Annotated in this window: 9 protein-coding genes; 6 read left to right on the top strand and 3 right to left on the bottom strand. The window is 53.9% G+C overall.

The window, feature by feature from the left end; translation table 11 throughout:
* Positions 1-2: 2 nt before the first annotated feature.
* Complete coding sequence (locus ACP9M6_RS05620) at positions 3-2753, bottom strand: M1 family metallopeptidase (RefSeq protein WP_427454273.1); 2751 nt, start codon at positions 2751-2753, stop codon at positions 3-5.
* A 130-nt stretch (positions 2754-2883) separates the two neighbouring features.
* On the opposite strand from ACP9M6_RS05620, the gene ACP9M6_RS05615 reads away from it, so the two are divergent.
* From ACP9M6_RS05615 to ACP9M6_RS05590, 6 genes are all read left to right on the top strand, one after another.
* On the top strand, positions 2884-3903 hold the full coding sequence (locus ACP9M6_RS05615; RefSeq protein WP_427454271.1) for a cation diffusion facilitator family transporter: 1020 nt from the start codon (positions 2884-2886) through the stop codon (positions 3901-3903).
* Positions 3904-3963: 60 nt separating this feature from the next.
* A complete protein-coding gene (locus ACP9M6_RS05610; RefSeq protein WP_427454269.1) occupies positions 3964-4656 on the top strand; it encodes a glutathione S-transferase family protein in 693 nt (230 codons plus the stop codon).
* Positions 4657-4715: 59 nt separating this feature from the next.
* Positions 4716-5759: a hypothetical protein gene (locus tag ACP9M6_RS05605; protein ID WP_427454267.1), complete on the top strand. Its 1044-nt coding sequence runs from the start codon at positions 4716-4718 to the stop codon at positions 5757-5759.
* 2 nt (positions 5760-5761) lie between these two features.
* On the top strand, positions 5762-6811 hold the full coding sequence (gene queG / locus ACP9M6_RS05600; RefSeq protein WP_427454266.1) for a tRNA epoxyqueuosine(34) reductase QueG: 1050 nt from the start codon (positions 5762-5764) through the stop codon (positions 6809-6811).
* A gap of 61 nt (positions 6812-6872) precedes the next feature.
* Positions 6873-8321 (top strand): glycosyltransferase family 2 protein, encoded by a 1449-nt coding sequence (locus ACP9M6_RS05595; RefSeq protein ID WP_427454264.1) that lies wholly within the window; start codon positions 6873-6875, stop codon positions 8319-8321.
* Entirely contained in the window at positions 8293-8508 is a 216-nt protein-coding gene (locus tag ACP9M6_RS05590) for a hypothetical protein (protein ID WP_427454262.1), read from the top strand. Before ACP9M6_RS05595 ends, ACP9M6_RS05590 begins: the two co-directional genes overlap by 29 nt.
* Here ACP9M6_RS05590 and ACP9M6_RS05585 read toward each other — a convergent pair.
* Complete coding sequence (locus ACP9M6_RS05585; protein ID WP_427454260.1) at positions 8505-9986, bottom strand: sodium:solute symporter family transporter; 1482 nt, start codon at positions 9984-9986, stop codon at positions 8505-8507. The two genes, ACP9M6_RS05590 and ACP9M6_RS05585, sit on opposite strands and share 4 nt — an antisense overlap.
* Before the next feature lie 44 nt (positions 9987-10030).
* Positions 10031-12250 (bottom strand): alpha-galactosidase, encoded by a 2220-nt coding sequence (locus ACP9M6_RS05580; RefSeq protein ID WP_427454258.1) that lies wholly within the window; start codon positions 12248-12250, stop codon positions 10031-10033.
* Positions 12251-12273 lie beyond the last annotated feature (23 nt).

The following is a 12273-nucleotide window of genomic DNA, read 5'->3' as shown; positions in this document are numbered from 1 at the left end:
ATTTAGCGCGCCTTTAACGCCGCTGCGAGGTCGTCCGCTTTCGCCTCTTTCAAGGCCGCGCAGAGCTCAATCGACTCCAGCGTTTGCATCAGCGAGCGCTCATAACCTGGCATGAGTTCCGCATTGGCCGTCATGAAGTCACGGACCTCATTGCGCCCCTCAATCGAGCAGAAATTACGACCCGCACCCGGCAGGCCGCCCTTGCGGACATCCGGCACTTTTGCGACGTAAGTTGAAAGGTTCGCCTTGAACCAATCCCACGTCCGATCACCGAATTTATCGGAGGCGAGCAAGCCGTTCAGCACAGTTCCCGCCTGACGACCCGTCAGGGGGCTGTCTTCCGCGAGGACGACATCGGCCAGCAACATTTCATAAACAGCTTCATCCTGCGTCGAGGCGAGCGCACCAGCTGCCGCGCCTTTTTCCAGCGAAGACCCATTCTTCGCCATGTTGAGCAAGGGCTCATAGGCAGGCTTGCCGATCTTACGCATCGTTTCGCGTAAGGACAGACCCAACATATTCGGCGCGAGTTTGGATTTATCCGCCTCGCCTTCCAGACCCAGATATTGAATGCCGCGCTTGACCATAAGGTTCTGGATTTCCTGATCCTTGCCGGTGCGCGCGAGGAGGCTGGCAAGGGTCGGCGCGAGGAGATTGCCCTCCACCGTATCCGTGCCGACAATGCGTTTATAGCGGTCCTTATACATCGCCCGCACATTGCGCGCGACATCATCGCGGCTGCCCTCCGGCAGCTCTGACGCCATGAACCCAATCAGACGTGTGGAACCCGACGCGACGTCATATTCGGGATGGGCGGCAAAGGCCGCCATACCGTCGAGGAAGACATCCGCTTCGACCTCGCCTGCACGGAAAGCGGCGACGAGACTGTCGAGTGTGACGAGGGCTTCGCGTGTATTTAATTGATCGAGATTGTCGATAAGCGCCGCCCAGCCCGCTGTGTCCAATGTGAAACGGTAATAACCCGCACCATCGGCATTCGGCATGATATAGGCGGGACAGGTTTTATAACGGTTTGGAACCGTCATCACACTGGAGGTGTCTTTGACAAGGTCACATGACTTAGCCTTGGCTTCGCCTTGCGTTGTGGACAGGCAAACGGGAATTTGCCAACTCTGCCCCTGTTTCGTCGCAGACCCAAGCGGGGCATAACGCGATTGCGAAATTTCGACTTTCGTATCAGAATTTCCATCCTCACATGTGGCTTCGACTTTAATCAACGGCAATCCCGGCTGATCAACAAAGCTCTTCATCGCGTCGACGACATCCGCATTGCCGGACCCATCCGCGATGGATTGGAAGAAATCATCGCCTGTGGCGACATCATCGGCATAGCGGTCCATGTGCAGGCGGACGCCTTTTTGGAACGCCTCTTCACCGAGATAGCTCTCAAACATGGACAGCACGCCGCCGCCCTTGCGGTAGGTAATGCCGTCAAATTGATCCATGACATTTTCAGATCGGGCCAGCGGTTCGCGGACTTTGCGGGTCGTGGACAGCGTGTCAATATTCATCGCGCCTAGGGATGCATTGAGGGTCACGCGGTCATAATTCGCCTCCGGATAGGCAATATCGATCGCCTTATTCCCCATCCACGTCGCGAAGGCCTCATTCAACCAGATGTCTTCCCACCAAACGGGGGTGACGAGATTACCGAACCATTGATGCGCAAGTTCGTGAGAATGCACACGGTCATAGGCGCGGCGTTGGGAAAGCGGGGAATCCTCATCCATGAGGAGCAGATATTCACGGTAAACAATCGCGCCCGGGTTTTCCATCGCGCCAAAGGCATATTCCGGCGCAGCAATCAGATCGAGTTTCTCATAGGGATAAGGAATCCCGAAATATTCCTCCAGCGCCGTCAGAATGGGTTCTGTGCCAGCGAGTGCGAAGTCGAGATTTTCACCCTCGCCCTTTGCCGCAATCGCGCGCAGCGCCAGCGGTGTCTTGCGCACTGAATTTGGCGGGATCGTGCCGAAATCATTCATCTCATATGGACCAACGGCGAAAGCAATCAAATATGTCGGCAGCGGACGGGTTTGCGCAAAATTATGCGTCGTCCAGGCCCGGCCATCCTCGCCTTCACCATCCGCGACGCCCGTTTTCGGTGTGTTGGAAATGACGACATTGTCCGACGGCGACGTGATAGAGAGCGTGAACGGGACTTTGAATTTCGGTTCATCAAAACTCGGGAAAGCTTCACGTGCGCCGAGTGGTTCGAACTGCGTGACGATATAGGCATCATCGCCGCGCTTGACCTGATAGGCGGAATTTAAGTTCTGGTTATAGGGCGTCTCGTAATTCAGCGTGATGGTCGCCATACCATTCGGCAGTGCCTCTGCGGAAATGAGTTTCGCAAGACCGGACGGCGCATCTTCCAACGGAACCGCCTCGAATGTCAGGTCCATCGTCGTGCCATCTGTATAGGCGATAGAGGCGGAGGAAACCGTCATTTCCTTGGCGTGAATCCAGACCTGCTCACCCGCATCTTTCATCTCGACATCAATCGCGACGGTGCCGGACATCGTGTCCGCTTGCGGATCAATCGTCATGTCGATGCGATATTCGCGCGGGATGGCCGTTTCGGGGAGCTGAGCATGCGGAATCTCCGTACCCGCTTTCGTCACAATCTCGGTGACCTCGGGTGTCTTCACCTCCGGTGCATCCGAGGCGGGCTGGCAGGCCAATAAGAGCACGGCTGTACTGGCCGCCGCCAATAATTTAGAAAGTCGCATGGTCAAATTCCCGATTTGTCAATTTTCTCGCGCCTAACCTATTTCAACAGGCAAGACATTCCAATTCGCAAGCACATTCCGACAAAAATCAATCTCGCCTTTACAAAAGTTATGCTATAACACTATCCGAATGAGTGCGAATGGCGACATATCAGAGGCGGACCTCAAGGTCACTGCAGACGACCGCTTTGACCAGCCCAACCGGCGTGGGCGTCCCGGTCGTCTGCCGCCGGATCATTCTGCCATTATCACACGCCGGATCACAGCCCTCGCCGTGGGCTTGGGGCTTTTCATGGCGGTCGGGAAATTCTGGCTTTGGGGACAGACGGGATCTGTCGGTATTCTCGCATCCCTCGTGCATTCCGCGCTGGATATTTTCGGAGCGGTTGCAAGTTTCATTGCCGTGCGGTTTGCCGTGCGGAAACCCAACGGGAAATACCGGTTTGGCTTTGGCAAGGCGGAAAGTTTTTCCGCCGTCTTCCAAGTTTGCCTGATCGTCTTTGCAGCCTTCCACCTTCTGGAGGAAGTCGTCGGCCATATCGGGCATAGCCACGGCGTCACGCAATCCGGTCCCGCCATTATGGTGCTCGTCGTCTTTATTGCCCTCACACTCTGGCTGATTATCGCGCAGAGCTGGGCCATTCGTGCGACGGGGTCGATAGCCGTGCGCGGTGATCGCGCGCATTATATGGCGGACCTTCTCGCCAATATTTTCGTCATTATCGGTATCGCACTGGCCAGTTATACAACGCTGACTTGGGCAGACTCCGTTGTCGGTGGATTGATGGCGATCTGGCTGCTCTTCACAGCGGTGCAAATTGCCCGACTCGCCTGGGCGCAATTGATGGACCGTGAGTTAAATGAGGATGAGCGCCGCACGATTGCCCGCCTCGCCATGTCGAATAAGGCCGTTCGCGCCGTGACAGAGTTGCGGACCCGTGCCTCAGGCCCACATTTGCACATACAGATGCGTCTGGATTTGGACGAAACACTCTCCTTGTCAGACGCTCATGATATTATTCTGGCCGTAGAGAAAGATATTATGACGGAATTTCCGGCGGCGGATATTCTTATCCATCCTCATCCGGCAGGGTGTGGGCATAGTCACGGAAACAAGCGATTCCAGAAACTGGGCGAAGTCTCCCCGTAACTTCCAATTAACCACGCGTCTTAAAGATTCATTTGCCATGTTTCGACTAAGACCTGTCGGATGCGTACGCTTTACCATTTTCCACTCCACCCGCCCTCCCGCATGGCGCGGATCGCCTTGGCTGAAAAAAAGCTAAAGGTGAAAGAGATCATCATTGATCCGTGGTCACCTGAGCCTGAATTTTTAAACCTGACGGCAGAAGGCGCACCGCCCGTTCTTGTCGACCTGACGCAACACGGAACACTCACGATTAGCGGGGCGCGGTCTATTACTGAATATGCGAATGACGGATCGAAACGAAACCCTCTCCTCTCAGAGGACCCGTTTGAACGTGCCGAGGCCCGCCGCCTCTGCGCGTGGTTTGACACGCGGTTCACGGAGGAAGTGGACAGCTACATTCTGGCCGAGAAAATCGAACGGGCCGTCCTGTCACAAACGCAGTTTGATGTGGGGGCCGCAGATCCGGACGTCCTGCGCGAGGGTCGGGCGAATCTGGATGATCACCTGACATACCTTACAACCCTATTGGAAAAGCGGGACTGGCTGGCCGGACGTCGCTATTCCCTCGGCGATATTGCGGCAGCGGCACATCTCTCCTGTCTTGATTTTTTAGGGGAGATTAGCTGGCGGGACCGGCCGATTTTGAAAGAGTGGTACCAAAAAGTTAAATCCCGCCCGGCCCTGCGTGGCCTGCTTGGGGATCGGGTCGCGGGGCTGCGCCCACCGCGGCATTATACCGATCTAGATTTCTGATTTGGGTTTCGGGAGACGGAGTGTTAGGCAGACATTCTAACTCAACAGGGCTTTATTTCGTGAAATCTTTACTTGCTTCCGCCGTCATCGCAACGGGTCTTTCATTTGCAACACTAGCGCCCTCTCCCGCCTGGGCGCAGTCTTCGACAAATGCACAGATCGAAGCCCTCAATGAGATGGTCGCGTGGACGCAGGCGTCTGCGCAAATTCAAACGGACCTGATGTCTCTTTTCAGTGCCGATATGATGGGCGAAATGTATGCTGTGCTCAATGCCGGTGATATGGACGAAATCGCGCGGTTTGGGCAACGGTTTGAAGCGCAACGCCAAGCGGTTCTCACACGCGCGGAACAACAGATGAATGCGCTGCCGAAACCTGAAAGATGGAATATCGACCCCAGCCTCTTCTCGCGTCAGGAAAGTGCGACTTACCGCGCGGCGCTGGGGCAATATAATTCCATGCAAGAGACCTATGACGAATATGCCAAGATGTCGGGCGGTATGTCAGACATGTTCATCAATCTCGAAACAATGGATGAGGATGCCCTTTTGCAGCTGCAGCAGGTTCAAGTACGAAGTTCCATCCGTATGATCGAAATCGAAAACCGCCAAATTGACGGCTATCTCATTGCAATTGAGCCTGAAAACCCGAACCACCAATTCCAGAAGGTCGTCAAACAATTTAATATTGCCACGATTCCGGAAATCGAATGGTCAGCGGAAGCCAATACTGACCTGGCCACACGCCAGAGCTATGGCCGGGAGATGCGGGATGCACTCCTTCCTATCGGTCCCCTGATTCGCCAAGGCCGCGCCAACATGGTGCGCCAAATTGCAGATTTGGAAGCGGCGGGGCGTGGTGCACTTTCGCCTGCGGATGCAGAGCTTTTGCCTAAAGTGATTCGGCTCTATGAGAGTTTTGAGGAGACGTTCGATATTGAAGAAAAAATCCTGACCTCTTCGATGAGCAGTGCGCGGCTCTATTTATCCGATGAAAGCGATGACGCGATTTCCGCGCGGATTGACGAAAATGATCTGGCCTTTTTCGCACTCTTGGAAGATCGCGCCAGAATATTCGACGCCCGCCTCTCTATGCTTGAATAGACGTGGCGTCCGGGCTTCCGAATAACCCACTGAAAAGACTAACGCAGCGCGCCGAAAAGCTTGGCTTCACGCGCCCGTATATCGTTGATCTCGACAGGTTTGGTGAGCAGCCCGGGCAGCATCTGCAAGAGGCGATTGCGCGAGGCCATCATGCCTCCATGACCTGGATGGAGGAGACGGCCTTTCGTCGGTCCCACCCACGAAACCTCTGGCCGGAGGCGCAATCGGCGATCGTGCTCGGTATGAATTACGGACCGGAAACAGATCCAATGGCGAGTCTTTCGCAGCGTGACTGTGGTACAATTTCGGTTTATGCGCGCGGCCGTGATTATCATGATGTGATGAAGGGCCGGCTGAAAGAACTAGCGGGTCTGCTCGCGCGGGATACTGGCGAGGATGTTAAAATTTTTGTTGATACCGCGCCTCTCATGGAGAAGCCCCTCGCCATGGCGGCGGGCCTCGGCTGGCAGGGAAAACATACAAATTTGGTAAGCCGTGAATTTGGCTCTTGGCTCTTTATCGGGTCTATATTGAGCGCAGCGAAACTTGCGCCGACACCGCCCGAACTTGATCATTGTGGCTCTTGCCGGGCCTGTTTGGATATTTGTCCGACAGACGCGTTTCCAAGCGCTTATCGACTGGATGCGCGGCGCTGCATCTCCTACCTGACGATTGAACATGAGGGTCCGATTGAAGAAGGACTTCGCGCTAGGATGGGCAACCGTATCTATGGCTGTGATGACTGTCTCGCGGTCTGTCCTTGGAATAAATTCGCCCAAGTCGGGCGGGAAACTAAACTCGCCGCACGGGAGGATTTGAACGCCCCTAATCTGGCAGAGCTTTCCCGTCTTGGGGAAGACCGTTTTCGCTCAATGTTTTCGGCTTCTCCAATCAAGCGGATTGGCTGGACACGATTTTTACGAAACGTACTCTATGCGATTGGGAATAGCGGACAGCGTGATCTGGTCACTTTAGCCAAAGATTATTCTGGTGACGAAAGGCCTGTTATTCGCGACGCGGCGAGTTGGGCCATCTCGCAGTTAAATAAATAAATTTATAAATTACAATCTTGGGTTAGTTTCCCCCAGAGGTTGAATTCGCCACACGCTTGGGATGCGTGAGAGCAAAGTAACACCTCAACCAAAATTGAAGAGCAGGGAAAAGCTCGGCTTTGCCGATAAGCCCGCAACCCGTCCCCTTTCCAAATCCATGATCCGGCTGTGTATCTTTGGATATTTAATTTGGCTCTGCTTGGATGTCCGAGACGCCGTTACCGGATTATTTGCAACAATGGCCTGGGTCAGCGTGGTATTCGCCCTGTTCAGGGTTGCGGCAGTCATCACACCGAAACCGAAATCAGCGGGTCTGGCAGAACTCACCTCTGACCTACCGCATTACTCTGTGCTCGTGCCCCTGTTCCATGAGGCACAGATGGTCCCGCACCTGATGGCCAGCCTCGCGCGGTTAAAATATCCGATTCATAAACTCGATATTGTTTTAATTACGGAAGCTGTCGACCCTTTTACAACGACGGCTGTTGCGAAAGCCCTCCACCCGCCATTCCGCCAAGTCGTCGTTCCAAAGGGCACACCGCAGACCAAACCGCGGGCCTTGAATTATGCGTTTCAATCCTGCCGCGGCGAATATGTGACAATTTACGATGCAGAAGATCGTCCCCATCCCGATCAACTTCTCGCCGCGATTGGCGCCTTTCGGGTCCGACCCGACTGGGCGGCCGTTCAGGCACCGCTGGATTATTTCAACGATCGGGATAATTGGCTGACGCGCCAATTTGCTTTGGAATATGCGGCGCTGTTTCACGTCTGGGTCCCGTTCCTGACACGGCTTGGGCTCCCCTTCCCATTGGGCGGAACATCCAACCATATGCGTCGCGCCCCTTTGGATGCTGCCGGCGGGTGGGACGCCCATAATGTGACCGAGGATGCGGACCTGTCTTTTCGCCTCGCCGCGCACGGTCATAAAATCGGTTATATCCATCCGCCGACACAGGAAGAAGCCGTCTCTATCCTGCGCGATTGGCGATATCAGCGCGCACGGTGGATTAAAGGTTACATCCAGACCTGGGATGTTCATATGGCCTGCGCCTTTGCGCCGGGTGGCTGGGCGGGATTGAAGCGATTCTTCACGCTCCAACTCACCCTCGGCCTGACTCTTTTATGCGTTTTATTCTATACACCGGTCGTCGTCGGGCTGGCTCTGCTAGCCGCCGTCATGTGGTGGATCGGGACACCGATTGAGATTGGTCCCATTTATGGCGGAACCTTTTTCGTCTCCATTACGATTGGCTGCCTCATCGGAGCCGTTGGCGCCATTCGTAGCGGAAAGGATCACCTGATTGCATCTTCGCTTTTCATGCCTATTTACTGGACACTTCTGTTTGAGCCCACATTGCGTGCGTTTAGGGAGATGCGAACAAAGCGATTCCACTGGCACAAAACCCGACACGGGGTCAGTCGAACCGTTCCCGAAGATCAAACGCAGATTGCGCAGCAAGAGGCCATACAGACTCATCATGACACCCGCTCAAGATCTCACGATTAGTCTGATTGCCGTTGCCGTCTGTGCGGGACTAGCCATTTTGGGCATGCGCAATAATTTCAAGGAAAAGCACGATATCCGACCGCATCGTCCGCCTTGGATGGTGATCTCCCTCGGCTCTATTGCGGTCGGATTCATGGTTGTGGTTCACATCGCCAATCTCTTGGGATTTGAAACGGGTAACCGTTAGTCAATCGGCGTCATGGCTTCTTTCGAACGGGAGAACACATTATGCGCATCCCAGACCGGCTTCCGGCCCATCAGGACTGAGAGCAAGAGCGAGAGAGCCACACCGGAGATCAAGGTGATCGCCATCATGTGAATATAGTGCAGATCAATATTCGCCTCACCGAACGGGTTGGTTGCCCAACCGTAGAATGCGACGCCATAGAGAACGCCCAAGATCATGGCGTAAGGATTTACATTGCGGAATAACAGCCCGACGATAAAGGCCGAGAGGATCGGCATGGACAGCAACCCATAAAGACGCTGGACCAAATCAATAATCGAATTTTCAGGATTATTGAAAATCGGGATCATCGCAAACCCGAGCAGCACCATGGCGATTGACACCCAGAGGGACAATTTGCGCACATTTGGTTTCTTATTCACATAGGTCTCGTGAATATCCATAACCCAGAGCGCCGCAGACGCGTTGAGGATGGAGTTAAATGTCGTCAACACCGCCGCCGCAATGGCAGCTGCGAATGCACCCGACAGGAAGGTCGGCAGGATATCGCCAACTAGACGGCCATAGGTCGTATCGCCAATATCGCCATAGAGCTTAAATGCCACGATCCCCGGCAAAACAATGATCGGTGGAATGATGAGCAAGCGAATGCCTGCAGCGGCCAGAATACCCTTTTGCGCCTCCTTAACCGAAGGCGACGCCATAGCGCGTTGGGTAATGGTCTGGTTTGTCGACCAATAAAACATCTGGATGAACAACATGCCGGTAAAGAGCGTCGCAAAGGGAATATCACTCTCCGGAGACCCGATCAGGGTCAGTCGTTCTTTCGGAATACCCGAGAAATCCCAGCCAATTGTATTGAGCGCAATAATGGTAACGGTGATCGCCAAACCCAATAGGAGAATACCTGAGAATGTGTCCGAAACCGCGACCGCTCTCAACCCGCCAAAAATCGCATAGGCAGAGCCCACAATCGCAAACAGCGCCGCGACGATATAAAGATTTATATCTAAACCAAAAAGGTTGAGCATAAAGAGCGAGCCGCCATAAAGGATCGCGGGCAGGAAGATGAAAATATTCCCGAGTAGGAAGAGAATGGAAATCAACGCCCGAATATGTGGGTTGTTAAAGCGTCTCTCCAACAATTCCGTCGTCGTCGTACAATTATATTTATAATAGACCGGAATGAAGATGAAAGTCAGCATCATCAATCCGACGACGGCGGCCAATTCCCACCAGGCCAGCAGCGCCATTTGCGCGCCGTTCATACCGACAAGTTGATCTGTAGAAAGGTTGGTAAGTGTGATCGAGCCTGCCACAAAATACCATTTCAGGCCGCCCCCCGCGAGGAAATATTCCTGCTCACCATTTGTGCCTTCGCCGCGCGTGCCGCTGCCCCGGCAGAACCACCATGTGAGAAAACCGATTAGCGCGCTGATGCCGAAAAACACCGCAAACTGCGTTACATTTAATTCCATCGGTTTCCCCTTTGCTTCGTTTTCGAAGTCGTTGAATAAATTGGTTAGCCGTCCGCCCTGCGAAATACAAATAGGTGAGAACTGAAATCCCCATCATCCATATATCGCACGCCCGGTGTTTTCTCGCCCACGGCCACTTGGGGCATAGGCATCCCGCTCTGCATGAGGGCATCCCCGCGGTAATTTTCGTCGCTATCTTCCAGATGGTAATCGGCGGACGGGTCCAAACCGACGAGGTGGGCGCGACGGAAGGGCAGGTTCGGCGCGGAGAGAATATGGAAATAGGCGAGATAGATAGTGCTCCCATCGCGCGTCGTATATTGCCACGCGACTTCATTTGCGGTCTTTTTGACGCGGTCAAAGGTCCCGCCGATCATGTCATCGGCTGTCGCCTTGGCGAAGGCCATATAATCTATGACCTCGTCTTTATGCGTTTCAATATCCGCTTCTGACAAAGAGACGCCGCGGGCGGCGCAGAATACACCTGCCATGAAACGGGTCTTCACCGATGTCACGCGCCCATTTTGATGGTTGGGGGATGGCCCGATATAGGCGGCCGTGACATCCAGCGGGAAGAGATGTGACGCCCCGCCAATAATGGACAGACGCGCAATCGGATCGCACATATCGGAAATCCATCCCTGCGGCATGTAGGACAACATACCGAGATCAAAACGGTTGCCGCCGGAGGCACAGTTCTCAAACAGGACATCCGGATAAGCAGTCGTCAGACGGTCGAGCAATTTATATAGGCCCAACATATAACGATGCGAGGTTTCGCGTTGGCGGTTTCGGGGAAGCGCCGCGCTCCCAACCTCCGTCATATTGCGGTTCATATCCCATTTTACATAATCCACATCGCCGCAGGACAGGATCGCATCGATTTCATTATAGAGGTAATCCTGAACATCTGACCGTGAGAGATCAAGCGTCAGTTGATTGCGTCCCAAGGATGAAACCCGGTCCGGCACGTGTAAAATCCAATCGGGATGTTTTTCAAATAATTGACTGCGGGGATTGACCATTTCCGGCTCAAACCAAATCCCGAATTTCAGTCCTTTGGCTTTCACTTTCGCCGCCAGCGCGGGAATACCGGAGGGGAAGCGAGCCTTATCCGCCCGCCAATCACCCAGCGATGTCGTGTCATCCTGCCGGCCTTCGAACCAGCCATCATCGAGGACCAACATATCGACGCCGATCTCTACGGCCTTATCCGCAAGATCGAGGACTTTGTCCTCATCCACATCGAAATAAGCGGCTTCCCATGTATTTAAATAGGTCGGACGCGGCACGTCGCGGAACCGCTCAGGCGTCACACACGCGCGAATAAATCTATGCCAATGATGGGAGAGCTTACGCAAACCCTCACCGGAATAGGCGTGTAGGGCCTCCGGCGTACAGAAATTTTTTCCGGGTTTGAGACGCCAGTGGAAATTAAACGGATTAATACCTGCCAGAACGCGAGCATCTTCAAACTCGCCCTTCTCAACGGAAATCGCAAAATTCCCGGAATAGAGCAGCGTCGTACCGTAACACTTTCCGTAATCCTCAGTCGCCCCTTTTTGAAGGACCGCAACATAAGGATTATGCGCCGCGCTGGATGTCCCGCGCGCACTGTCGGAGACGAACCGTCCCTGCGGGAGGTCGATACGTTCCTCATTAAATTCACGCGCCCAAGTCCCGTGGAAATGTTGAATTTCGTAATCACCCGAGGGAAGATCCAACGCGGAAGAAAACGCGTGCTGCAACTGTATTTCTTGTTTGCCCAAATTCCTGAATTTCGCGGATCGCGCGATCACGCCATGATCCGCCCAGATCGTGTAATAAAGCTCGACGCGTAGCTTATGGAGACGATCTTGCAATGTGATGATAAGCGTCTCTGACTCGCCTCCTCTGGCAGACGGGAGCTTTTTTAGGCGGGGTTTCTCTTTGACGATTTTATGCTTTTTATAATGCAGGGAAAAAATCGTATTCCCATGCGCATTCCGACCATGGACGGCGGGAAACCGATAATCCGATGTTCCAAAGCCCGGATATTCCTGCGGCGTATCCGAAAGGGAATAATGTTTCCCCCCCTGAAAGGTCGAGGCCACATGCCGGATTGTGCGGCGGTGATGAACCGCCACATTTAACGGGTCAGAGAGCGCACCGCCAAAATGGAGGTGTTCTAATATTCCTTCGGCGGAGACACGAAAGACATAGGATAAATGTGCATTTGAGAGCGCAAATGTCAGATCATCGGAAACAGTAATCAGGGCTGTCATGATTTAGCGGTCAACCTCAATAT

This window comes from Litorimonas sp. WD9-15 (genome assembly GCF_050271975.1).
Taxonomy (GTDB): domain Bacteria; phylum Pseudomonadota; class Alphaproteobacteria; order Caulobacterales; family Maricaulaceae; genus Litorimonas.
The sequence above is the reverse complement of the archived record's forward strand: the minus strand, read 5'-3'. Positions and strand labels throughout refer to the sequence as shown.